This window comes from Plantactinospora sp. B24E8 (assembly GCF_039871735.1).
Taxonomy (GTDB): Bacteria; Actinomycetota; Actinomycetes; order Mycobacteriales; family Micromonosporaceae; genus Plantactinospora.
In genome coordinates this window covers 196462-221004 of sequence record NZ_JBDPMH010000002.1, presented here as the reverse complement: position 1 = coordinate 221004, position 24543 = coordinate 196462, and the positions used below count along the sequence as shown (strand labels likewise).

Genomic DNA, 24543 nt, shown 5'->3' with positions numbered 1-24543 from the left:
CAGCCGCAGCCAGAGCCGCCACCCCCGACGCCGTGCGGCGTCCGCCCGACTCACGTGACCAGCCGGTAGCCGGCGCCCCGGACCGTCTCCAGCCGGTCCCGGCCGAGCTTGCGGCGCAGGTAGCCGACGTACACCTCGACGGCGTTCGGCGCGGTACGCAGACTCGCGTCCCAGACGTGGTCCAGCAGTTCGGTCTTGGACACCACCTCGCCGGCCCGCCGCAGCAGGTACTCCAGCAGGGCGTACTCGCGGGCGGTGAGCTCCACCTCCACGCCGGCCCGGGTCACCCGACGGCGGGCCGGGTCCAGGGTCAGGTCGCCGGCCACCAGCACCACCGGGCGACGCGGAGCCCCCCGGCGTAGTAGCGCGCGGAGCCGGGCGAGCAGGACCACGTACGAGAAGGGTTTGGTCAGGTAGTCGTCGGCGCCGCAGTCGAGCCCGTCGGCCTGGTCGTACTCGCCGTCCTTGGCGGAGAGCATCAGGACGGGCAGCCAGTGCCGCTCCGCCCGCAGTTGCCGGACGACCCGATAGCCGGAGAGCCCGGGCAGCATCACGTCCAGGATCATCGCGTCGTAGCCGCCGTGTCGGGCGAGGTCGAGCCCCTCCGGCCCGGTGGTGGCCACGTCGACGACAAACCCCTCGGCCTGCAGCCCACGCTGCAGCGCCGTGGCCAGCCGGGCCTCATCCTCCACCACCAGCAGTCGCACCGCCCAAGCGTGCCATCCCCGGGCGGGCCGGGACCAGCGGCGGTTCTCAGCGGTTTCACAGTGCCCGGGGCGCAGGATGGGAGCAGGAGGTACGCCCATGTCCGTCTTCAACACCCGGCCCGCGCTGCGCTGGCTGGTGCCGACCGGAACCGCCGTGGCGATCGTCGCCGGCGGTGCGGCGATCGGCACGTTCGCCTCGGCGGCCGAACCGAGCCTGCCCGAACGCAGCGCCGCCCAACTTCTCGTCGACCTGCAGACCGCCCGCCTGGACGGGCTCTCCGGCACCGTGATCAAACGCGCCGACCTGGGCCTGCCCAGCCTGCCCGGAATCGGCGGACGGGGCAACGCCGACCTGGCCTCGCTGGTCTCCGGCACGCACACGCTGCGGGTCTGGTACGCCGGTCCGGACCAGACCCGGGTCGCCCTGCTCGGCACGCTCGGCGAGACCGACGTGATCCGCAACGGCCAGGACGTCTGGGTCTGGGACAGTCAGCAGAACCAGGCGACCCACAGCACCCTGTCGGACCCGGGGGACCGCCACCGGCCCGACGTCGCCCACCTGCCGGCCACCCCGCAGGAGGCGGCCGAGCAGGCGCTCGCCGCGATCGACCCGAGCACCCGGGTCAGTGTCGGACGGTCGACCTCGGTCGCCGGGCGGGACGCCTACGAACTGGTGCTCACTCCCCGGGACGCGACCTCGCTGGTCGGTCAGGTCAAGATCGCGATCGACGCCGCGGAACACGTACCGCTGCGCTTCCAGGTGGTGCCACAGGGCACCCGCCAGCCGGCGTTCGAGGTCGCCTTCACCCACGTCGACTTCGACCGTCCCGATCCGGCCCAGTTCACCTTCAACCCGCCGCCCGGCACCACGGTGACCGAGGAGCAGGTCGACCCGTCGCGGAAGCCGGACGTACCGGAGCACGCCGAGCGGCCGAAGGCCGTCGGTACGGGGTGGACCACGGTCCTCGTCGGCCGGCTGCCCGACGCCGCCGACCTCACCCGGTCCGCTCCCGGCGGTGCCGAGGGTGCCGGGTTGACCGGCCTCCTCGAGGCGTTCCCGAAGGTGAGCGGCGCCTGGGGCAGCGGTCGGGTGCTGACGAGCAAGCTCTTCACCGTCCTGCTCACCGACGACGGGCGGGTATTGGCCGGCGCGGTGACCCCGGAACGGCTCTACGACGTCGCCCAGAACGGCCGATGAGTTCCGCCGGGTTGGCGGTGCAGAGCGAGGGGCTGGGCAAGCGGTTCGGCCGCCAGGTCGCGGTGGACGCCGTCGACCTGGCGGTCCCGCGCGGCTCGGTGTACGGCTTCCTCGGGCCGAACGGTTCCGGCAAGACCACCACGATCCGGATGCTGCTCGGTCTGGTCCGGCCGACCACGGGCGGGCACCGCCTGCTCGGCGAGCCGATGCCGGACGGGGCGGCCCGGGTGCTGCCCCGGATCGGCGCGCTGGTCGAGGGTCCGGCGTTCCATCCGTACCTGTCCGGGCTGGAGAACCTTGGCCGGTTCGACGCGGCGGACCGTACCGCCGACCCCCGGACGGCGTCGGCGCGGATCGGCGCGGCGCTGGACCGGGTCGGGTTGGGTGCGGCGGCGGGCAAGCGGTACCGGGCGTACTCGCTGGGCATGCGGCAGCGGCTGGCCCTGGCCGCGACGATCCTGCGGCCCCGGGATCTGTTGATCCTCGACGAGCCGACCAACGGGCTCGACCCGCAGGGCACCCGGGAGGTACGCGCCCTGCTCACCGAGATCGCCGCCGAGGGCGCCACCGTGCTGCTCTCCACCCACCTGCTCTCCGAGGTGGAGCAGGTCTGCACCGACGTGGGGGTGATGCACCGGGGCCGGCTGGTCGCCCAGGCACCGTTGGCCGACCTGCGCGCGTCGGCGGCGCCCCGGGCCCGGGTGGAGACCGACCGGCCCGCCGAGGCGGCCCTGGTGCTGCGGGAACTCGGTCTGGTCGAGGTCGGCACGTCCGCCCGGGAGGCGACCGGGGTGCTCGGCGCGGTGCCACCGGAGAAGGTCGTCGCCGCACTGGTGCACGCCGCCATCCCGGTACGCGGATTCGCGGTCACCGCGCCGGACCTGGAGGAACTCTTCGTATCCCTCACCGGGGAGGGTTTTCATGTCAGCGGTTGACACGACGCCGGCTGCCGGCGACGGTCCCCGGGGTGGGGTTCCCGGGTCCGGCGAGACGCCCCGGAACGGGTTTTCCGGGTCCGGGGACGCGCCGGACGCGGCCTCCGGGACGGCGTCGGTCGGCCGACCTCGGTCCCACACCGCCCGGTTCCTCCATTCCGAACTTCGCCTGATCTTCGGGCGGCGCCGCAACCAGGCCGGGATGGCGGCACTCGCCGCGATCCCGGTGATCATCGCCATCGCGATGCGCGTCACCGGTCCGCCGACGGCCGGTGCCCACGACCCCGGTTTCTTCTCCGCGATCACCGGCAACGGCTTTTTTGTCGCGTTGGCCGCGCTCGGCGTACAGATCGGGTTGTTCCTGCCGGTCGCGGTGGCGGCGATCGCCGGGGACAGCGTGGCCGGCGAGGCCAACCTCGGCACCCTGCGCTACCTGCTGACCGTCCCGGTCGGCCGCAACCGGCTGCTGGCCGTCAAGTACACCGGCATCGTGGTGTTCGCGGTTGTCGTCACGCTGCTGGTCGCGGTCGTCGGTCTGCTGGCCGGGCTGGCGCTCTTCGGTGGCGGGCCGGTCACCCTGCTCTCCGGCACCCAGGTCGGCTTCGGCGAGGGGTTGCTGAGGCTGCTCGGCGTCTGTGGTTATCTCGCGGTCGGGCTGTGCGCGCTCGGCGCGCTCGGGCTCTTCGTCTCGACCCTGACCGAGCAGCCGATGGGTGCCACCATCGCGATCACCATGCTGGCGGTGGCCAGCCAGGTCCTCGACGCGATCCCGCAGCTCGACTGGCTGCACCCGTACCTGTTGACGCACCACTGGCAGGACTTCGCCGAACTGCTCCGCGATCCGGTGTCGTTCGACGCGCTCCGACCAGGGCTGCTCTCGGCGGCGGGGTACATCGCGGTCTTCCTCTCCGCGGCCTGGGCCCGGTTCGGCGGACGCGACGTCACCAGCTGACGTCGGTGCCGTCCCGGGCCGGCCGGTGACAGGTCCGGGACGGTCGCGTCCCCGCCAAGCTCAAGATTCGCTCATGATCGATGTCTGGACGTTGATCCGGCTGACGACTGTAGGCAGTATTCAGCCGGCGATCAGAGAGATCCGCCGATCCCCCGCTCACCCCCGAGGAGTCCCCATGCCCGCCCTCAGTCGTAAGGCACTGGCATTTGCCCTGAGTACGGCCGCGATCGCGGCGACCCTGTCGGTGCCGACCCCGGCCGTCGCCGGCCCCGACCCGTGCGGTGTCACCGTCGATTACGACGGCTGGCAGCGGGTCGACAGCGTGACCCGGCAGCGCAAGTGGTACTGGACCTTCTACAACTGCGGCAGCGCGTCCGCCAAGCGCAAGATCATCATTGGTGGCGGTCCGGACGTGTGCAAGACCGCCCCCGCGCGCGGGTACGCGACGTACATCCGCTGGGAGTCCGAGTCCTGGGGCATCAACCTCGGCTCGTACGACGGCACCGGCTCCTGCTGAGCCACGCCCCACGGTTCACCCGGGCACGGCCTCCGTCCGCACCGCCGAGCAGATCCGGCGGGGGCGACGGCGGGCCGTGCCCGGTCGGCTTTCCCCGACCGCAGCGGCGCCCGCACGGGACGTGGCACCCGCCCCGGAGAGCCGAACGATTTCGCCGGAGTGACAGACCCGCGGCAATCTGGCCGCGGCAATCCGGACGCGCTATCTTTTATCAGTTCGGCACAAAAAAAGAACGGCAACAAATGCCGTTCGGGAACAGCTTAAACGATGGAGCGACAGTTTGTCAAAGCACTCCGGCGTTTCGCACGACGAACGACGCCACGACAAAACCGTCCGACGTACCACGACGGAGGCGGTCGGTGACCCGACCGGTGCCGACACCGGGCCCGGACCGGGCCCGACGACCGCCGCCGGGACCGGCACCTCCCCGGACGACACCTCCGGTGCCGAGATCGCCGGCGAGCAGCAGTACGTCTCCATGCTCTACCAGCGACTCGACGGGCTGCGGGCCCAGGCCGCCCAGCGACTCGCCACCACGCTGCGCAACTCCGGCGGCACCCAGCAGGAGCGCTCGCAGCGCGACGGCACGGTACGGATGTACACCGACCACGTCGACCGTCTCGGCGCGGTCGAGCACGGCCTCTGCTTCGGCCGTCTCGACCTCGACGACGGCACCCGCCGCTACGTCGGTCGAATCGGGATCTTCGACAGCAGTGGCGAGCGCGAGGCCCTGCTGCTGGACTGGCGCGCCCCGGCGGCCCGGCCGTTCTATCTCGCCACCGCCGCCGCCCCGGACGGGGTACGTCGACGCCGGCACATCCGGACCCGGTTCCGCGAGGTGGTCGGGCTGGACGACGAGGTGCTCGACCTGGCCGACGCGACCCTGGTCGGCAGCCGGAACACCGGTGGCCTGACCGGCGAGGCCGCCCTGCTGGCGGCGGTGAACGCGAGCCGTACCGGGCGGATGACCGACATCGTCCGGACCATCCAGGCCGAACAGGACCAGGTGATCCGGGCGGACCTGGACGGGGTGCTGGTGGTCCAGGGCGGGCCGGGTACCGGCAAGACCGCGGTCGCGTTGCACCGGGCCGCGTACCTGCTCTACACCCACCGGCAGATCCTCTCCACCCGGGGCGTGCTGCTGGTCGGCCCGAACGCCACGTTCCTGCGGTACATCTCCCAGGTGCTGCCGACGCTCGCCGAGACCGGGGTGCTGCTCCGCACGGTCGGCGAGCTCTTCCCCGGGATCACCGCCACCCGGCCGGAGCCGGCCGAGGTCGCCGAACTCAAGGGCCGGCTCGACATGGTGGAGGTGCTGACCGCCGCGATCCGGGACCGGGAACGGGTGCCGGACGAGCCCGTGGAGATCAACATCGAGCGGGACACCCTGCTGCTGGAACCGGCCACCATCGCCGCCGCCCGGGACCGGGTACGCCGGATGGACCGCCCGCACAACCTGGCCCGGCCGCTCTTCGAAATCGAGATCATCCACGCCCTCGCCGACCAGCTCGCCCAGCGGATCGGCGCCGACCCGCTGGGTGGGGAAAACCTGCTCGACGAGGCGGATCTCGCCGAGTTCCGCCGCGAGCTGCGGACCGAGCCCGAGGTGCAGGCGGTGCTCGACTGGCTCTGGCCGGTGCTCACCCCGCAACAGGTGGTCGCCGGCCTCTTCGCCTCCGACGCGCGGCTCGCGGCGGCTACCCCGCACCTCACCGACGCCGAACGGGCACTCCTGCACCGCGAGCCCCGGGGAGGCTGGAGCCCGGCCGACGTACCGCTGCTCGACGAGGCGGCCGAACTGCTCGGCGAGGACGACCGCGCCGCCCGGGAACGGGCCGAACGCCAGCGCCAGGCCGAGATCGAGTACGCCGAGGGCGTCCTCGAGATCGCCGCCGGATCCAAGTCGTTCGAGTTCGAGGACGCCGCCGAGGACGAGGTGCTGGAGGTCACCGACCTACTCGTCGCCGACCGGCTCGCCGAGCGACAGGTCGACGGTGAGCAGCTGACCACCGCCGAACGGGCGGCGGCCGATCGGGGTTGGACATTCGGCCACGTCATCGTCGACGAGGCGCAGGAGCTCTCCCCGATGGCCTGGCGGGTGCTGATGCGCCGCTGCCCGAGCCGGTCGATGACCCTGGTCGGCGACGTGGCCCAGACCGGGGCGCTGGCCGGCGCCTCGTCCTGGGACCGGGTGCTGGAGCCGTACGTCGGGGACCGGTGGCGCCTGGAGGAGCTCACCGTGAGCTACCGCACCCCGGCCGAGATCATGGCGGTCGCGGCCACGGTGCTGGCCGAGATCGATCCCACCCTGACCCCGCCCCGCGCCGTACGCGGCACCGGTGAACGGCCGTGGGACGACCGGGTGTCCCGGGCCACACTGGCGGACCGGCTCGACGCGGCGGTCCGGGCCGAGGTCGCGCAGGTCGGCGACGGACGGCTCGGGGTGATCGTGCCGGCCGGCCTGGTCGACGAACTGACCCCGGTGGTCCGGGCGGCCGAGCCGGAGGTCGCCCTCGGCGACGACCCGGAACTGCGCAGCCGGGTGGTGATGCTGACCGTCGCCCAGGCCAAGGGACTGGAGTTCGACTCGGTCCTGGTCGTCGACCCCGACCTGATCGTGGCGGAGTCGTCCCGGGGTCGCAACGACCTGTACGTGGCGCTGACCCGCGCCACCCAGCGGCTGGGCATCCTGCGCACTGCGGCGTGAGGAAGGGCCCTTGTCAGCCGTTCTCCGCGGTTGAGGGCCCTTCCCACACCTGTCGGTCACTTGTCGGTGAAGTTGCCGATCTGCGTCGCCTGACCGGATCCGTCGCTGGTCGTACCGCTCGCCGGGGTGTTGGTGCCGCCGGTCGTGGCGTCCCCGGTGGTGGTCGGGGCCACCTTCCCACCCGGTCGCCGGGGGCGCCGACCGGCGCTCGCCGGTCCGGCCCTGCCGCCGGTGGTGGTGACGACACCCCGGTTACGGGTCGGTCCGCCGTCGCGCAGCACGTCCGGGTCGGGCGGCCGGTCCGCGGGGTCCTCGATGTCGAGTTCGTGGGCCGCCCGGCCCTCGTCGACCGGGAGCGTGACCTCGTCCACCGCGCCCGGGCCGTACGCGTCGTGCCCGATCCGCTGCTCGGCGCGGCTGACCGACCGTTGCCGCTTCTCCTCGTCGCGCACGTCCACCACCTCACCGCCGTTGTGTGTTGCGTGCCGTGTCCCCGGTGCCCGGGTCGACAAACGCGGGACCGGCCCGGGCCGACCGGAGGTGGCGCCGCGGCCGGGATCGCGGCCGGCGACCACAGTTTGTGGTCAACCCGGTCGGGTAGCCAACCGGTGGCCCCGCAGTGGGCGGTGCGTGACCGCTCCGACGAGGGCAATTGCCAGAGATCTCATCGAATCCGAGGAGGAAAAGATGAGTACGCAGACCCCGTCCAGGCAGTCGATGGACCAGCAGCAGATGTCGAACATCCAGTCGGCGCCGACCCGGGAGATGTCGAGTCAGGCTATCTCCAACCGGCAGATACAGGACACTCTGTCGGAGATGCAGCGGCGGATGGCGGACGACGACCGTGGTGGACGCCGCGGCAACGAGACGAAACCGGCTTTCCTGAGCACCGAACTGTACGTCTACCTGCTGGCGGTCGGTGGTGTGCTGGGCGTGTCGGCCTGGACCGGCGTGAACGCCGCCGGGGTCGACCCGTTCCCGGTGAACCAGGCCTGGTTCTTCATCACCCTGCTGACCATCGCCTACCTCGGTAGCCGTGGTCTGTCGAAGCTGGGTAACGCCTGGCGACGTTCCGGCAAGTAACCGCTCCCCGAAGCACACCCGGTGCGAGGCATCGGGCCGCCGGAGAGTGACCGACGGTAGCGAAAGCTGACGGTAGCGGCCCCCGCCGACCATGGCGGGGGCCGCTACCGTACGCGTTCCGATCGCGGGTGTCGGCTACTCGCCGAAGTCGCCGAAGTCGCCCTCGAAGGCGTCCTCCAGCAGTTCCCCGGCGATCATGCCGCCTGCCACACCGAGCGCGGCGCCGGCGACCACCCCGCCGACACCGCCGTGGTGGCCGTGGTGTCCCTGCTTGCCCGGCAGTCCTCCGTGGCCGAAACCGGGGTGGCTGGTGTAGCTGGAGACGGTCTGCCCGAGCCACGCCTCCACCTGCTGCCGCCAGTCGACCTGGTCGACGCCGGCGTGCGAGACGCTGTACCGGCCGACGGTGTCGTGGCCGGAGGTGAACAGCCCGCCCCGCTTGTCGCACTCGATGATGACGTCCACGCCCTGCTGGCTGGTCACGAAGGTCAGTTCGACCTCCCGGACGGCGTGCGCGTACTGGGGTGCGGCGTAGAACTCGATCTCCTGGTAGAACGGCAGCGTCTGCTGCACGCCGTAGATGTGGCCCCGCTCCAGGTCGGCGCTCTTGAACTGGAAGCCGAGCTGGGCGAACGCCTCGAGGATCTTCTCGTGCACCGGCAGCGGATGTACGGCCACCGGGTCGAGGTCGCCCTTGTCGACCGCCCGGGCGATCGCCAGCTCGGTACGCAGCCCCATCGTCATGCCCCGCAGCCGCTGGCCGTAGACGTCGGTGATCGGGGTCTCCCACGGCATCGGGAGCTGGAACGGGATGGACAGTTCCTGCTTGGCGTCCAGCCGCATCGCTCCGCTCACCGGGAGCCGGTAGAACTCCATGGTGCCGGCGTACTCGTTGTCGCCGGCCTCCATCTCGACCCGGGTGACCAGGGCGAGAGTGATCTGCTCGATGTCGGCCGCGGTCTCACCGCCGCGCAGGTTCACCTGCCCGTCGAGCACCAGGCCAGGCCGGGTGTTCGGGTTGGTCAGCACGGTGTCCACACTCGGGCCACCGACGCCGAGCGCGCTCAACATCTTCTTGAAGACCATAGGGTTGCTCCTGTAAACGGAGGGTTACTCCTCGTGACGGCGGATGGCCGCGGATCTCGGGCACGGTCCTCCACGGTGGATCATCACACCATGGGGTGACCCTATTCACCGTAGCTGTGAGGTTGCTGGAAGCGCTCGTACGGTCACTCGTTAGAGTGACCGCGCCGTCGATCCCGGTTCCGGGGCCGTGACGGGCCTGGCGGGCGGGCTGGTGGGACCCGGTCGGCACCCGTGGCCCGGGGCGGCCACCGACCCGGCCGTAGACTCCGGCCATGCGTGTCGGCATCGTGATCCTTCCCGATCAGCGCTGGTCGGTGGCGGCGGACCGGTGGCGTCGAGCCGAGCAGTGGGGCTTCGACCATGCCTGGACCTACGACCACCTGGGCTGGCGAGACCTGGTCGACGGGCCGTGGTTCGACGCGGTCAGCACGCTGACCGCAGCGGCCTCCGTGACCGAGCGGATCCGGCTCGGCACGCTGGTCGCCTCCCCCAACTTCCGGCATCCGGTGCACTTCGCCCGGGAGGTCACCGCGTTGGACGACATCTCCGGTGGCCGGACCCTGCTCGGGCTGGGCGCGGGCGGGATCGGCTTCGACGCCGCGGTACTCGGCGGTGACACGCTGCCACCACGACAACGGGTCGACCGGTTCGGGGAGTTCGCCGAACTGCTCGACCTCCTCCTGCGTACCGACCGGGTCAGCTGGCGGGGCGACTACTACGCGGCGGTGGACGCGCGCAGCAACCCCGGCTGTGTGCAGTCGCCCCGGGTGCCGTTCGTGGTGGCCGCGAACGGGCCGCGCTCGATGCGGCTGGCCGCCCGGTACGGTCAGGGCTGGGTGACGACCGGGGCACAGGGTTCCGACGACATCGATGCCTGGTGGCGGTCCGTCGCCGAACTCTCCGCCCGGCTCGACGGCATCCTGGCCACGGTCGGCCGGGATCCGGCCAACCTGGACCGGTATCTGTCGCTCGACTCGGCACCGGTCTTCTCCCTCTCCAGCGCCGACTACTTCGCCGAGGCCGTCGGTCGGGCCGCCGAACTGGGCTTCACCGACGTGGTGACCCACTGGCCGCGGTCGTCGAGTTGGTACGCCGGGGACGAGGCGGTGCTCGAAGAGGTGGCCACCGAGGTCCTACCGCGCCTGCGTCACGCCGGCTGAGGGGCGGCGACGGCGCGAACCGGCCGGGCCCGGAGGTCGGGACCGGCCGGGGTGTCCGCGCGGTCGGATCTGCCGCCGACCGGGGTACGTGGCTCAGCTGGCCGTACAGCTCACCGTCGGTGCGCTGTTGCTACCGGTCCAGGAGCCGATGAAGCCGAAGGCGGTGCTCGCCCCGGCGCCGAGACTGCCGTTGTACGAGACGTTGCGGGCGCTGACGCTCGAACCGCTGCTGGTGACGGTCGCGTTCCACGACTGGTTGACCCGCTGTCCGTTGGCGAACGTCCAGCTGACGGTCCAGCCGCTGATCGCGGCGCTGCCGGCGGTCACCCGGACGTCGGCCTGGAAACCGCCCTGCCACTGACCTGTGACCGCGTACGTGGCCGAGCAGCCACGGGTGCCGCCCGGGGCGGTGGTCGGCGGGGTGGTCGGAGGGTTGGTCGGCGGTCGGGTGGTGGGCGGCGTGGTCGGGGGCCGGGTGGTGGGCGGAACGCTGCCGTACACCGTCGCCTCCCGGGCGGTCTGCCGGATCCCGTTCGCCCCGTTGAAGATCCGCTGACCCCAGGAGGTCAGCTGACTCGGGTTGAAGTTCGTCACCATGTCGAGGTACTCGACCCCGCCCCCGTTGCCACTCCACGACCAGCCGATGTAGCCGATCCCGTTCTGCTGGGCGTACGACATGATCGTGTCCTCGTCCGGGTTGCCGTCCGAGTGGTCGTGCCCGAACTCCCCCACCACGATCGGCAGGTTGGCACTGCGGAACCTGCCGAGGTAGTCGGTGATCTCGGCGGCGGTATCGAAGACGCCGTACATGTGGATCGAGAAGATGGTGTTGCGGTCCGGGTCGCTGGTGAACACCGACTGGGCGTTGTCCCGCATGATGAAGCGCCAGTCCTGGCCCCACATCGGCGCGTCGACCATGATGGTGTGGTCGAAGCCGGCGTTGCGCAGCCGGGTGATGGCGCTGCGGGTGTGGGTCGCCCAGTTCGCGCTGACGCTCTCGTTGTTGCCGAACGGCTCGTTGCCGATGTTGAGGATGACGTAGTTCTCCTGACCGGCCAGGGCGCTCTGGATGCTGATCCAGTAGCTCACCGCCTGGTCCAGGGTGATCGCCGCGCCCTCCTCGCCGTACCCGGTGGTGTCGTGCACCTCGAGGACACAGATCAGCCGGTTCTGCTTGCAGAGGCTGATCACGTTGGCGACGTCGCTGGCGCTGTTCTGGGTCCAGCGGTGGCCGCTGCTGAGCACCACCCGTACGGTGTTCGCACCCAGCGACTTGATACTGGCGAATGAACCGGTTTGGCTGGTGTACCAGGTATGCGCGTGACTCACCCCGCGCATGATGAACTCGTTGCCGTTGGCGTCCAGGAGTCGACTGCCGCCGATGGTGAAACCGGCCGCCGCGCGAGCCGGTCCGGAGACCACGGCGACGGTGCCGACCACGGCGACGACGAGTGCGAACAGGCCCGCGGCAAGGGCAGAGATCCTTGTTTTCATGGCCTACCTCAGAGAGATCCCCGGAAACGGGGCGGGACGTACGGGGACAGGTAACCGTTGCCCGACAGTTACCGGCCGACTCCCTGTGGCGGCACGGATCAGGGTAGGCCGATCGGTCAATTGACGCAACCGGTTAAGTAATGCCGGAGGGTGTTGTCCACGAAAGCCCGGGGCGAGGCCCGACGGAGGCCCGGGCCGGGCCGGACGGCGGTGGTCAGCGCGGGACGACGCCGGGCGGCGGTGGTCAGCGCGGGACGACGCCGGGCGGCGTGGGCCGGCGGCGCCGACGAAATCCACTCTGGATCCGCCCGGCGCCGCCGTTCCCCGTCACCAGGAGATCGGCTTGCCCGGGGTGTAGAGCCAGACCTGGAAGAAGTCGTCCAGCTGCCGCCGGGACGTCCTCTCGGCGAGCCGGACGAAGTCGGCGGTGCTCGCCGTGCTGTCGCGGTTGGCGGAGTACCAGGTCCGGAGCAGGTTGAAGAAGGCGCGGTCGCCGATCTTCGTCCGCAGCGCGTGCAGCGTCATCGCACCCCTGGTGTAGACCGAGCCGGCGAAGAGGTTGCTCGCGCCCGGGTCACCCGGCGGCGGGTTCCAGATGCCGGCCGTCGCCGGTCGGGCATAGGTGGTGTCGAACCTCGCCTGCGCGGTACGTCCCCCGGCGTGCTCCTCCCAGAGCCACTCCGCGTAGCTGGCGAACCCCTCGTTGAGCCAGATCTCCCGCCAGCTGGCCGGGCTGACGCTGTTGCCGTACCACTGGTGGGCCAGCTCGTGCGCGACCGTCGACTCGGACGGCGGCCCGGAGTAGATGGGCCGGGTCTGGGTCTCCAGGGCGTACCCGGCGTCGGAGTCGTCGTCGACGATCGCGCCGTACGAGCTGAACGGGTAACGCCCGAACAGCCCGCTGAAGTACGCGATCATCTCCTTCGTCCGGGCCAGTCCGGCGGCGGCCTCCGGCCCCAGGTCCCGGTCGACGGCGTCGATGATCGGCAGTCCCCCGGGCCCCCGGGAGTAGCGCAGGTCGTAGTCGCCGACCGAGGCGGTGCTCAGGTAGCTGGCCATCGGGTCGCGGGCCCGCCAGACGTACGTCGTCCAGCCCTCGCGGGTCCGCCGGTCGACGAGTTCGCCGTTGGCGACCGCCGTCCTGCCGGCCGGCACCGTGATCCGGAAGTCGTAGCTGGCCTTGTCGGTCGGGTGGTCGTTGACCGGGTACCAGGTCGAGGCCCCGTCGGGCTCGTTGGCCACGAACGCACCGTCGGGGGTGGAGACCCAGCCGTAGAGGGCTCCCTCGATGTCGGTCGGGCGGCCGGTGGTGCCGTCGTAGCGGACCACGACGGTGAACCGCTCGCCCCGGGCGAGGCCGCGCTTCGGTGAGATCCGCAGCTCCTGGCCGTCCCGGTCGAAGCGGGCCGGCCGCCCGTCGACGGTCACCGACCGGACCTCGAAGCCGCGCAGGTCGAGGTTGAACCGGGAGAGTCGGTCGGTGGCCCGGACGTCGAGCGTCGCCACCCCGGCGAAGGCCCGGCTGGCCGGGTCGTACCGGATGTCGAGTCCGTAGTGGAGCACGTCGTACCCGCCGTTGCCGGCGACCGGGAAGTAGTCGTCACCGACGCCCGGCGCGCCGGGGCCGCCACTCCCGCCGGGCCCGTGCCCGTGGCCGGACCCCGAGCCGTGGCCGCTGGTGTTACCGGGCTCGTGGCCGGCACCGGACCCGTGCCCGCGTCCGGTGCCCGCCGCCGGGGCGGCACCGAACGAGACCGCCACCGTCGCCGCCGTCAGGACGGCACCCAACCGTCGAAAGATCACCATGGCTCGACACGGTAGTACCGCCGGTGAGCACAGGGAAGGCAGCGCGACCGGGGGGCGCCCGGGCGGCCGGAGGGACCGACCGCCACGGGTGTCGTCATCCCCACCACAAGGATGATGCACCGGCAACCTTAACCGGTTAAGAGGACGCTACCCGAACGGCCATAGACAGTCAAGCCCGTCACTGTCCGCTGCCCGCTCCCCGACCGCCGGGCCGGACGGGACCCCGACACGTCCGACAAGCCCGACGTTCGTTGGACAGGCGACCGACCGACAGCCCCGGTTCCGTACGACCATCCGGATTCAGCCCGGACATCCGGGGTAGTCATCGGGGATCGGGACGGCAGAGGAGGCGGGCATGGTCTCGGTGGGCTACACCCTGATGTGTGAACAGACCGGACCCAAGGAACTCGTCCAGCAGGCGATCCGGGCCGAGGAAGCCGGCTTCGACCATCTGGTGATCTCGGACCACTACTACCCCTGGCTGGCGTCACAGGGCCACTCGCCGTACGCCTGGTCGGTGCTCGGCGCGGTCGCCCACGCCACCTCCCGGATCAGGCTGATGAGCTTCGTGACCTGTCCGATCCGGCGGTACCACCCGGCCGTCGTCGCCCAGAAGGCCGCGACGATCGGCGTCATGTCGGACGGCAGGTTCACCCTCTCCCTCGGCGCCGGGGAGAACCTGAACGAACACGTCGTCGGCGCCTGGCCGCACGTACACCAGCGGCACGAGATGTTCGAGGAGGCGTTGCAGATCATCCGACCGCTGCTCGACGGGGACAACCTCTCCTACTCCGGCAACCACTTCGAGGTGCCGGAGGCGTACCTCTGGGACCGGCCGGAGACGCCGGTGCCGATCGCCGTCGCGGCCTCCGGGCCGCACTCCGTCCAGCTCGCCGCCGAGTACGCCGACGCGGTGGTCTGCGACAACCCCGACGCCGGGGTGATCCAGCTGTACGACGAGGCCGGCGGCACCGGCAGGCCCCGGTACGGCCAGGTCGCGGTCTGCTACGGCCCGGACGCCGACGACTGCCGCGAGACCGTGCACGAGCAGTGGCGCTGGGCCGCGCTGAACTGGACGGTCAAGGCCGAGCTGCCCGGTCCGGAGTCGTTCGTCGGCGCCAGCGAGACGATCCGTCCCGAGGACATCGCCCGGACCGTGCCCTGCGGGCCGGACCTGGACGCCCACGTCGCGGCCTTCCAGAAGTACGTCGACGCGGGATTCACCGACGTGGCCCTGGTCCAGGTGGGTGTGGAGAGCCAGCCGATGTTCCTGGACTGGGCCCGGGACGAGTTGCTGCCCCGGCTACGGGAGCTCTGAGCGGGGTGCGGATCGGCAACGTCGAGGTTCGTCCGCTCGGCGGCGGGCCGGGTTGCCTGCTCATGATCCTGATCTCGGTGGTCGGTTCGATCGTGCTCACCGTGCTGGTCAACCTGCTTTTCTGAAGCAACTGCCCCCCGACGGCTCCGGCGGTCGGGCGATCCTCCCCACCGGCCGGGTCGGCTGTCCCTGGCCCTCCCCCGCCGGTTGCCGCAGGCTCAGCGACGGGCAGTCGTACGGCTGTCGCGGGCACGACGGCGGAGACGCGTATGCGGTTCAGAATCCTGGGTCCCCTCGCGGTCGAGGTCGCCGGCGTCCCGGTACGGATCCGCAGCGCCCGGGTGGCGACCGTGCTCGCCACCCTCCTGCTCGAGGCGAACCGGACGGTGCCGACGGAACGGCTGGTCGAGGCGGTGTGGGACTGGCATCCGCCAGCGACCGCCCGCAGCCAGCTGACCATCGTGGTGTCCCAGTTGCGTCGGCTGCTCGGTCAGGCCGGCATACCGCCGGCGGTGGTCCGCACCGAGCCGACCGGTTACCGGATCTGCGTACCGGCGGCGGACGTCGACGTACTGCTGTTCCGGCACCTGGTCACGGAGGCCGACCGGGCGGCCGACGCCGGACGGCCCACGTCGGCCGTCCCGCTGCTCCGGACCGCACTCGACCTCTGGCGTGGTCCGGCCCTGCACGGCCTGCCCAGCCGGCTGGTCCGGACCGCGACGGCACTGCTCGCGGAGGCACGGGCCGGGGCGCGGGCCCGGTGTGTGGAACTGGAACTGGCCCTCGGACGGCATCACCGGCTGGTCGCCGAACTGCTCGACATGGTCGACGTGGACCCGTTCAACGAGCGGCTCCGGCAGTACCTGATCATCGCGCTCTACCGCTCCGGCCGGGTCACCGAGGCGCTCCGCGCCTACCAGGAGTTCCGGCACCGGCTCAGCGAGGAGATCGGCATCGAGCCGGGTGCCGAACTGAGCGTGTTGCACCGCCGGATCCTCAACCGGGATCCGACGCTCGATCCACCGGACCGGACCCACCCGTCGCCCTACCCCGCGACCCCGGCCGCCCTGAGATCCGACCCCGCGACCCCGGCCGCCGTGAGATCCGACCCCGCGACCCCGGCCGCCGTGAGGTCCGGTCGCCGGAGCCCGGCCGGGTTGACGTCCGACCGCGGGGAGGACAACCGGGCCGCCACTCCCCCGGACGCCGCTGACCGGGTGCCGGTGCCCCCGGCCGCGCCGGGGCGGGCCCGGATGGTCCCGGAGCCGCCGGCGGCCGTCGCGGTGCGCGTGGCCGGGGAAACGGTCGGCGCGGCCGAGGAACAGGATGGTCCACCGGGGTCTCCGGCGGTGGATTCCCGTACGGTGGAGTGCCCGGCCCGACCGGTCCCCGTCCTGGGCCCGCCGAACCCACGGACCGCCGGGGTGGACGGATCCGGGTCGGTGGCCGGTGCCGGGCCGACCCGCGGCCGGGCCGGTGCGCGGCGCTCACCTGAGCTCGGCGTTCGGCATCGTCAACACCGGCAGGCCCGTCCACCGGCGCACAACGCCCGGTCCGCACCGACCGGCGTGCCCGCCAGCCGGGCACCGGTGACGTCCCCGAGCCCGGCCGACCCGACCGGGTCGGGATCGGGCTGGAACAACCGTGGGCCGCCGTACCGCAGCCGGAGCAGGAACGCCAGCTGTCCACTCAGCCCGGTGCCGAAACCCGGGCTGACGCCCTGGTCCGACCCGTCCGGCAGGACCGCCCGACCGTCCCGGTAGAACCGCATCGCCCACAGGCGCCGGCCGAGCGCCGCCGCCCGTCGGGCGTACCGGTCGTCGGCGGTGACCTGGGCGAGGTCGAGCAGGAAGTCGGCATCCCCGGCCAGCCCGTGGCAGTAGCCGGTGCTCGACCACCAACGGTCCCGGAACACCGTCCGGGCCGCGGCCACCGCCCCGTCGAGGTGTCGACGCTCCCCCGTCCGGAGATACAGGCGGCAGAGGAAACCGCCGATCCCGGCCGGCCCGGCACACCGGTGCGGGCCGGTGACGGGGTCGGCGCCGCCGTCGTGGGTCAGGGCGGGCTCGGCCGGCCAGCGGGCAGCCCCGGTGCCGTCGTACGCGGCACTGTCGAGAAGGGTGTCGGCGCAGCGTACGGCGGCGGCGATGAGGTCCCGCCGGCCCAGCCGGTGACCCGCGGCGAGCAGGAACGCACCGATGCCCGCCGTACCGTGCGGTGCACCGTAGGAGTGCTGCCCGGCGAACACGGAACCGCAGGACGGGTCGACGGTCCAGAGCATCGCCGGCCCGGCGTCCACGGTGTCGAGCAGTCGGGCGGCGGCAGTGGTGATCCGCTCCCGCAGCGCCGGCAGATAGGTGTGCCCCCACACCTGCAACAGTCCGGCGCCGAGCCCGGCCACCCCGTGTGCGAGTCCCGGATCGGGCCAGTCCACCGGCAGTCGCAGCGCCAACTCCACGGCCCGGTCGACCAGCTCCGGCCGGCCGAGCAGCCGACCGGCGTCGCAGAGCGCCCAGGCTGTCCCGGCGGAACCGGCGTACAGCCCGGGCAGGGTGTGCGGCTCCTGCTCCAGGTGCCGGAGTATCCGGTCCAACAGGTCGTCGAGCAGCCGGCCGGCCCGTCGTAACGTGTCCGGCCCGAGCGGCCCGGGGTCGGCGGAGCCGGTGTGCGGCGGACGTTCGGCGACCAGCCGGGCCAGTACGGCGACCGGCCCGGCGAGGCCGTCCTGCACCGTGCACGGCTCGGCACGCCCACCGACGTACGGTGCGGCGTCGGTGCCCGCCCTCCACCGGCCACGGTGGAAATCGTGCGCCAACTGGCCGACGATGCCGTCGACGAGTTCCGTCCAGTCCTCGTCCGGCAGGTCGTCGGCGGCCCCGGCACCGGTGGACGCGGCGGTCGGGGCCGGCGGGTCGGGTGCCGGGGCACAGAGGGAGATCACCTCGTCCAGCCCGATCCGCTCGGCCGGTTCGGTCCGCAGCAGGCCGGTGATGATCCGGCGCACCGGGTCGGGCAGCGGCCGTCCACCGACTGACGGGTCCAGCAGGGCCACGACCCGTTCCTCCACCGACCGACGGGGCGGCAGGTCGGCGGCGTGCTGCGCCGGTGCCGCCCGGCCGACCAGCCGCAACGCGGTCATCCCCAGGCTGAACAGGTCCGCCGAGGGGTCCGGCGGGCCGCCGCGCACCTGTTCCGGCGCGTGGTACGTCGGATCGGCGCTCTCGCCGTCGAACCATGCCCAGCCGGCCGGGCCGGTACGCAGGGCCGCCAACTCCAGGTCGACCAGTCGGAGCGTCCCGTCGGGCAGCACCATGACGTTGTCCGGGTTCAGGTCCCGGACCACCACGCCCGCGTCGTGCACGGTGCGGAGTAGGTGCGCCAGCCGGCCCAGCGTCTCGAGCACCGCCGGCGTGTCGAGCGGTTGACCCGAGACGAGCGGCTGCGCCAGGGAACGCCCCGGTAGCAGCTCCTCGACCAGGAAACGATGGTCCCCCTGGACGAACTCGCGCAGCGGGCGGGGCGTCACACCGAGCGGTGCCAGGTGCCGGAGCACCCGCGCCTCGTGGGCCCGCAGATCACGGACGTCCCGACCGAGCAGGTCCGTGGCGACGTACGGGCGTGCCTCCTTGATCAGCACGTCCGCACCGGTACGCAGGTCACGCGCCTGGTAGACCCCGCCCTGGTTGGCCTGTCGCAGAGCCCGCGTGACGCCGTACCGGCCGCCGACCAGTACCCCGGTCGACTCGGCCGGACCGGTGGGCAGGAAACCCACCGGCCCGGCCGCCCCCGTTGGCCCCATCAACCGCATCGCGGTGACCGACCACATCGATCCGGCCGACGTGGTCGCCGCCGTGGCGGGGGACGTCGTGGCCGCCGCCGGCACCAGGTGCTCCGGCGGCGGATCAAACGGTGAACCGGCCCAGGCCGGCGGGCGGAAATCCACCTCGAGCGTGTCCTCGACGAGGTGACCGTCCGGCGCGACGAGACACCACCGACGCACCCCGTCCAGGTCGCGCACCGCCACGCCGGCACGGAACAGGCCGTACCGGTAGTGCACCGGACCGCCGGCCCGGAGCGGCCGCGCGGACAGGATGGTCGGACCTGGCAATCCGACCGTCGCCTCGTCGAGCCGCCGGGCCAGATCCCGGAAGATGTCGTCGGTGGCGGGATATCCGATGAGGAACCGGCCGGCGGAGGCCCTGGGCGCCCGGGCGGCGTTGCGCTCGGCGACTCCCGCCACGGTGCTGACGAACGTGAACGGCGTACCGGTCTCGATCAGCACCGGCACGCAGGCGGCCAGCACCCGCGGGGCGGAGAGCACGGTCGCCGACACCTGCAGGTGCCAGCCCTGCAGCCGGGACGCCGGCCGCGCCGGGGTCACCACCGTACGGCCGGATTCCTCGTACACCGTCCAGCCGGTCAGCCGGATCCGGGCCAGCAGGCCGGCGACGGCCTCGGCCGGATCGGTGGCTGTCTCCGGGCGATCGGGCCGTACGGTGGCGGCGCCGAAGTGGACGACCGGGTCGACCTCGCCGGAAGCGGTTCCGACCAGGTCGGGCACAGCCGGTCGGCGGCCGGGCGGGTACGCCGCCGTTCCGGCGCCGCGTTCGTCGGCCCGGGCCGGCGGAACCTCGCCGGAACCCCGGTGCAGGATGCTTCGGGACAGCCTGGCCGTCATCGGTCTCCCCGCCTGCCGGTGGACAACACACCGGTCGTGGTGAGTGGCGACCGGTGGCACCGTCGAGACTGCCGACGACCGGCATCACACCGCCATCGACCTGGTATCAACGTCGAGCCGCCCGGTCCGGCGCCGTTCGGCGCCGCACGGGCGCGGTGGGGTCGCCAGTTTCTCCCGACCGTGCCGGGACGGTGGTCCCGGGTCACCGGGACGTCGGGACAGACATGATTCCTAGCCGACGGCTGGTTCCGCGTCACCTTGAAATCCGGGCCTAGGCTGCGGTTGGACAGCCCGTCGCCGACCAGCGCCGATCACTGTCGCAGATGGATCCCGAGAGGAGTGTCATGACCAGACTGCCGAGCGGCCCGGCCTCGCCCGCGGACGTCCAGCCGATCGTCATCGCCAGCGACAACAGCTTCGCGCACGCCTACGACAGCGTGGCGGACCTGCTGGGCGAAAAGGATCTCGGCGGAAAGGGCGGACTGGAGTTCTTCGACCGGGCAGGGCACCGGCTCACGCCGGTGTTCAACGACGCCTGGGAGCTGGAGAGTCTGGTCCCGACCCTGGACGACGCCGAACCCGATCTGGTCCAGGCCCGGCTGCAGGCCGTGGTCCAGCACGTCCGGGACTACCTCCGCCGGCACCCGGAGCTGGTGAACGGCTCGGGGCTCTCCCTGGAGGCGGCGATCGCGGCACTGCCGAAGATCGGCGAAGGGACGCTGCGTGATGACGCGGCGCAGTTCCCCGGACCCACGGCGCCGGCATCGGACGGGGCCATCAGGTTGATGCACTCGGACGGTTGGTTCCACAACGCGATGCACGCCGCCGGCTGGGCACACTGAGATTCGGAGCGGTCAGGGGTCGCTGGGGTGAGGTCCACGGAGAATGCCAGCCGTTGGTCGGCACGTCGAATCAGCCTGCTGGCGGGGGCGTCGGCGGTCATCACGCTGGTGATCATCGGGCAACTGTTCAACGCTGACAAGACGACGGGGGTACTGACCAGCCAGAGCAGCGTGGTGGCCGTCGCCTTCACCACGATGGGCGCGATGGTGCTGGTCAGCATGCCTGGTCACCTTGTGGGTCGGCTCATGCTCGCCGCCGGGGGGGCGGCGAGCATGGGCGTGCTCTCGGCGAGCTGGACCAACCTGTTGTTCCTCGACTGGCTGAGTCAGTGGTCCTGGTGGCCGGCGTACGGGCTCATCGTCCTCGCCCTCCTGGTGTTTCCGGACGGGCGGCTACCGTCGCCGTGGTGGCGTCCGGTCGCCTGGCTCGTGATCGCCGGTACCGTGGTCGCGTCGGTGGCCTTCGCGGTCGCCGCACTGGACGATCCGCGAAACCTGATGAACACCGACGACGCGGGTGTCGCCGCGACCGGTCGGGCTCAGCTGCTGGTCCAGATCGGGCTGCTCACCATCGCGGCGGTCATGGGCGCGCTGGTCGCGGTCCTGGTCTCGCTGCTGCTGCGCTGGCGGCGGGCCGGCGGCGAGACGAGAGCGCAACTCGCATGTCTGGTCGCCGCCGGTATCCTGCTGGTCATCGGCCTGGTGCTGCACGTGCTGGGTCTGACCGGCGCCTGGGCCATCATGGTGGTGGCGCTGCCGGCCGGGATGGCCATCGCGATCCTCCGCTACCGGTTGTACGGGCTGGACCAGGTCATCAACCGGACCATCGTCTGGCTGGTGATGAGCCTGCTGGTGATCGCCGGGTTCGTCGGACTGGTCGCCCTGCTCCGTGACCTGCTCATGTCGGGCAACACCTCGAACGCCTCACTGGTCGCGACCGGCCTGGTCGCGGTCGCCTTCGAGCCGGTACGCGGGCGGGTTCAGCGCGGAGTCAACCGGCTGCTCTACGGCGACCGGGATGACCCGTACCAGGTGATCACCCGACTGGGAGACCTGCTCGGTCGTACCGTGGAGCCGAACGCGGTACTTCCGCTGCTGACCGGGACCATCGCCGGCTCACTGCGGGTACCGCACGTCGCCGTCGAGGTGGAGGGGCGGGAGGGGCCCCGGATCATCGCCGCGCACGGGACGTCGAACACCCCGGTCGAATCGTTCGACATGGTCACCCGAGGGGAACGGGTGGGCCGGCTGCTGGTCGCGAACCGGAGTGCCACCAGCCGGTTCACGGCGGTCGAGCGCCGACTCCTGAACGATCTGGCACTGCACGCCGCGGTGGCGGCCGACGCCGTCCGGCTCGTGCACGACCTACAGGACTCCCGGGAACGGCTGATCACCGCCCGTGAGGAGGAACGACGTCGGCTGCGCCGCGACCTGCACGACGGACTGGGGCCGACACTGGCGGGGATGGCGATGCAGGTACGCGCCGCGCAGAAGCTCGTCGCCGACCAGCCCCGGACGGCCAGGATCCTCGACGCGCTCGCGGCGGACCTGCAGACCTGCACCGGTGAGGTGCGGCAGTTGGTCAACCAGCTACGACCACCGGCGTTGGACCGTGGTCTCGCGGCGGCGCTGCGCAACGAGTGCGCCCGGTTCGACAGCGGCACGTTGTCGGTGCGGTTGCAGGTCGACGACGACCTCCAGGGGCTACCGGCGGCGATCGAGGTGGCGGCGTACCGGATCGTGGCGGAGGCGCTCACCAACGTCACCCGCCACTCCCAGGCCAGCACCTGTCGGGTCACCGTACGTCTGGACCGGGGGCTCGGCCTGGAAATCGTGGACGACGGGGTCGGGCTGGGACCGCGCCGGCCCGGCGGGGTGGGTCTGGACTCGATGCGGGAACGGGCGACCGAACTCGGTGGCGAATTCGAGATCACTGACGCCGCGCCGCACGGCACCTCGATCCGGGTACGGCTGCCGTTCCAGCCGGCGGAGAACAGCCTGGCATCGGAAACCAGGCCGGCAACCCGCCACGGCCCGGCGACCGGACCGAGCCGGGCCGCGGAAAGCAGCCGATCAAAAGACGAATCCTGGCCCGGCGGGCACGTCGAGGGACGGCGTCCGGAGGAGCACCCGACGGCCGAGTGGCCCCCCGGGACGGATCCGACGACCGTCCGCCCACCCGGCGAACGTCGCGTCGGGTCTGACCCGGTGGACGCTGGTCAGCCGTCCGTTGCGGACGGTCACCAGGCCGGCGCGGTACACCGGAGTGGGCAGTCGTCGCCGCCTACCGACCCGGAGTCCGGCCTGCCCAGCCCCCGGACGGGGGAGGTGGACACCGGGCCCGGGGGACGGTTGGACGGCGCCGGCATCCCGACACCGGATGGTGGGGGTGACCGCATCCGGTAGACCGCTACGCTGAACCCGCGATGGCCGAGGCCGGCGTCGCGGGCTCGGCATGCCGGTCGGCGACATCGCCCCACGACACTGCGGTGTGCGGAGGCGGGCGACAGGCATGGTGCACGGTGGACGGATCCTCATCGTCGACGACCACCCGGTGGTACGTCGCGGCCTGCGAACCATGCTCGAGGGCGAGTCGTGGGTGGGCGAGGTCTTCGAGGCGGCGACCGTCGCCGAGGCTGTCGCTCTCGCGGTCAGCGAGCGGGTCGAGGTGATCGCGATGGACGTCACGTTGCCGGACGGGGACGGGGTGGACGCGACCGGCCGGATCCTGCTCTCCTGTCCGGAGGCCAAGGTGCTGATGCTGACCATGGCCAACGACGAGGAGATCGTGGTCCGGGCGCTGCGCGCGGGTGCGCGCGGATATCTGCTCAAGGACACCGACCCGGACGCGGTCATCGACGCGCTCCGCACGGTGGCGCAGGGTGGCGTCGTACTGGGACCGGGGATCGGGCCATCGGTGCTCGCCTCGCTCAATCGCGCCCCGGCCGAGCTGCCGGCCCCGTTCAACCAGCTCACCGCCCGGGAACGGGACATCCTCGGGCGTCTCGCACTCGGTGACACCAACGCCCGGATCGCCCGGCACTTCGGCCTGAGCGAGAAGACAATCCGTAACCAGCTCTCCGGCATCTTCGCGAAGCTCGGGGTCGCGGACCGCGTGCAGGCCGCGCTGCTGGCCCGGGACATCGGCCTGGGGGGTTGAGCGGTACGGACCGACCGGTCGCGTTCGTTCAGCACAGTCGCAGGTCCAGGTCGGCGACCAGCGGATAATGGTCCGAGGCGGACTCCGCCGCGCCGCCGGTAACCACCCGGACCGGGCCGGCCAGCCGGGCGAGTGCCGGCGTCGCCAGCAGGTAGTCCAGCCGCATGCCGGAGAACTCGGCGCCGCCGCACCCACTGGTCGGCACGGTCTCCCCCGGCGCCTGGCCGGACCGCCGGGCCAGGTCGACAAAACCGGCCCGGTCCAGGGCAGCCACGGCCCGGGTGTCCACGGTCGCGCCGTCCGGCATGAGGTGCCGGGCCCGGTATCGGGGCGCCAGGCGGGCCAGCCGCTCGGTGTGCCCGGTCCACGGGTCGAGTGAGTTGAGGTCGCCCATCAGCAGGATCATCCGGTCCGGCCCACCCCGGCGGGTCGCCCCGATCAGCCAGCCCGCCTCGCGCAGCCGGCGCCGCCCGGTGTACGGCTGCAGGTGCGCACTGACCACGGTGAGCGGGCCACGGTCGGTCCGGAGCACCACCCGCTGGACCGCGTGGTGGAAGGGCCGACGGACCGGTGCCACCGAGACGGCCTCCCCCGGCGGCCGGACCAGTACCGCGACCGGTTGCCCGAACCACGCCCGAGCGAGGTAGGGCCGCATTGCCAGCCGGTCCGCGACAGCGGCGAACCGGCGGCGGCCGCCCCGCCGCTCGCCGAGTTCCTGCAGGGCGAGTACGTCCGGCCGCTGCTCCCCGATCACCTGGAGCACCCGGTCGAGCCGGCCCGGTTCGGCGCCGTCCCGGCCGCCGTTCCTGATGTTGTACGTCATGACCCGCATCCCGGCCGCCCTCCGTCCCCTGCCTGCGCATCCGGCGCGGCGCACCGTGTCTCAGCCGCCGTTGCCGC

18 protein-coding genes and 1 pseudogene are annotated in these 24543 nt (G+C 72.1%); 12 read left to right on the top strand and 7 right to left on the bottom strand.

All coding sequences use genetic code 11. The annotated features are described in order from the left end of the window. Positions 1-50: 50 nt before the first annotated feature. Positions 51-707 carry a response regulator transcription factor gene (locus ABGB21_RS04875; RefSeq protein WP_347653090.1) on the bottom strand — a complete coding sequence of 219 codons (657 nt, stop codon included), beginning with the start codon at positions 705-707 and terminating at the stop codon, positions 51-53. 97 nt (positions 708-804) lie between these two features. Between ABGB21_RS04875 and ABGB21_RS04870 the strand changes: the two genes are divergently transcribed. The 5 genes from ABGB21_RS04870 (at position 805) to ABGB21_RS04850 (ending at position 7016) form a co-directional block, all read left to right on the top strand. Then, positions 805-1905 (top strand): sigma-E factor regulatory protein RseB domain-containing protein, encoded by a 1101-nt coding sequence (locus ABGB21_RS04870; RefSeq protein WP_347653091.1) that lies wholly within the window; start codon positions 805-807, stop codon positions 1903-1905. Next, positions 1902-2840 (top strand): ABC transporter ATP-binding protein, encoded by a 939-nt coding sequence (locus ABGB21_RS04865; protein ID WP_347653092.1) that lies wholly within the window; start codon positions 1902-1904, stop codon positions 2838-2840. The genes ABGB21_RS04870 and ABGB21_RS04865 overlap by 4 nt, the downstream gene beginning before the upstream one ends. Beyond that, the gene (locus ABGB21_RS04860; protein WP_347653093.1) at positions 2827-3792 is read left to right on the top strand and encodes an ABC transporter permease; all 966 of its coding nucleotides are present in this window, start codon (positions 2827-2829) and stop codon (positions 3790-3792) included. Before ABGB21_RS04865 ends, ABGB21_RS04860 begins: the two co-directional genes overlap by 14 nt. A gap of 175 nt (positions 3793-3967) precedes the next feature. Then, positions 3968-4309 carry a hypothetical protein gene (locus tag ABGB21_RS04855; RefSeq protein ID WP_347676486.1) on the top strand — a complete coding sequence of 114 codons (342 nt, stop codon included), beginning with the start codon at positions 3968-3970 and terminating at the stop codon, positions 4307-4309. A gap of 478 nt (positions 4310-4787) precedes the next feature. Further along, entirely contained in the window at positions 4788-7016 is a 2229-nt protein-coding gene (locus tag ABGB21_RS04850; RefSeq protein WP_347676711.1) for an ATP-binding domain-containing protein, read from the top strand. 56 nt (positions 7017-7072) lie between these two features. On the opposite strand, the gene ABGB21_RS04845 is transcribed toward ABGB21_RS04850, so the two are convergent. Continuing rightward, positions 7073-7468, bottom strand: a complete 396-nt coding sequence (locus ABGB21_RS04845; protein ID WP_347653094.1) for a hypothetical protein — start codon at positions 7466-7468, stop codon at positions 7073-7075. A gap of 235 nt (positions 7469-7703) precedes the next feature. Between ABGB21_RS04845 and ABGB21_RS04840 the strand changes: the two genes are divergently transcribed. Next, complete coding sequence (locus tag ABGB21_RS04840) at positions 7704-8099, top strand: hypothetical protein (RefSeq protein ID WP_347653095.1); 396 nt, start codon at positions 7704-7706, stop codon at positions 8097-8099. 135 nt (positions 8100-8234) lie between these two features. Here the strand turns inward: ABGB21_RS04840 and ABGB21_RS04835 are convergent, their stop codons facing one another. After that, positions 8235-9185 (bottom strand): sporulation protein, encoded by a 951-nt coding sequence (locus ABGB21_RS04835; RefSeq protein WP_347653096.1) that lies wholly within the window; start codon positions 9183-9185, stop codon positions 8235-8237. 272 nt (positions 9186-9457) lie between these two features. Between ABGB21_RS04835 and ABGB21_RS04830 the strand changes: the two genes are divergently transcribed. Next, positions 9458-10345: an LLM class flavin-dependent oxidoreductase gene (locus ABGB21_RS04830; protein WP_347653097.1), complete on the top strand. Its 888-nt coding sequence runs from the start codon at positions 9458-9460 to the stop codon at positions 10343-10345. A 93-nt stretch (positions 10346-10438) separates the two neighbouring features. Here the strand turns inward: ABGB21_RS04830 and ABGB21_RS04825 are convergent, their stop codons facing one another. Beyond that, on the bottom strand, positions 10439-11839 hold the full coding sequence (locus ABGB21_RS04825) for a cellulase family glycosylhydrolase (protein ID WP_347653098.1): 1401 nt from the start codon (positions 11837-11839) through the stop codon (positions 10439-10441). 327 nt (positions 11840-12166) lie between these two features. After that, positions 12167-13645, bottom strand: a complete 1479-nt coding sequence (locus tag ABGB21_RS04820; protein WP_347676484.1) for a M1 family metallopeptidase — start codon at positions 13643-13645, stop codon at positions 12167-12169. A 355-nt stretch (positions 13646-14000) separates the two neighbouring features. On the opposite strand from ABGB21_RS04820, the gene ABGB21_RS04815 reads away from it, so the two are divergent. Further along, on the top strand, positions 14001-14963 hold the full coding sequence (locus ABGB21_RS04815) for a TIGR03557 family F420-dependent LLM class oxidoreductase (protein ID WP_347676482.1): 963 nt from the start codon (positions 14001-14003) through the stop codon (positions 14961-14963). Between the two features lie 269 nt (positions 14964-15232). Next, positions 15233-15949, top strand: a pseudogene (locus tag ABGB21_RS04810) (AfsR/SARP family transcriptional regulator); the annotation flags it as partial. Between the two features lie 527 nt (positions 15950-16476). On the opposite strand, the gene lanL reads toward ABGB21_RS04810, so the two are convergent. Further along, positions 16477-19641 (bottom strand): class IV lanthionine synthetase LanL, encoded by a 3165-nt coding sequence (gene lanL, locus ABGB21_RS04805; protein ID WP_347676479.1) that lies wholly within the window; start codon positions 19639-19641, stop codon positions 16477-16479. A 344-nt stretch (positions 19642-19985) separates the two neighbouring features. Here lanL and ABGB21_RS04800 point away from each other — a divergent pair, with 344 nt between their 5' ends. The 3 genes from ABGB21_RS04800 to ABGB21_RS04790 all read left to right on the top strand — a co-directional run bounded on the left by ABGB21_RS04800 (position 19986) and on the right by ABGB21_RS04790 (position 23643). Continuing rightward, a complete protein-coding gene (locus ABGB21_RS04800; protein ID WP_347653102.1) occupies positions 19986-20483 on the top strand; it encodes a hypothetical protein in 498 nt (165 codons plus the stop codon). Positions 20484-20510: 27 nt separating this feature from the next. Further along, a complete protein-coding gene (locus ABGB21_RS04795; protein WP_347676477.1) occupies positions 20511-22889 on the top strand; it encodes a histidine kinase in 2379 nt (792 codons plus the stop codon). Positions 22890-22995: 106 nt separating this feature from the next. Further along, positions 22996-23643 carry a response regulator transcription factor gene (locus ABGB21_RS04790; protein WP_347653105.1) on the top strand — a complete coding sequence of 216 codons (648 nt, stop codon included), beginning with the start codon at positions 22996-22998 and terminating at the stop codon, positions 23641-23643. Positions 23644-23671: 28 nt separating this feature from the next. On the opposite strand, the gene ABGB21_RS04785 is transcribed toward ABGB21_RS04790, so the two are convergent. Further along, entirely contained in the window at positions 23672-24466 is a 795-nt protein-coding gene (locus tag ABGB21_RS04785) for an endonuclease/exonuclease/phosphatase family protein (protein WP_347653106.1), read from the bottom strand. Between the last annotated feature and the right edge of the window lie 77 nt (positions 24467-24543).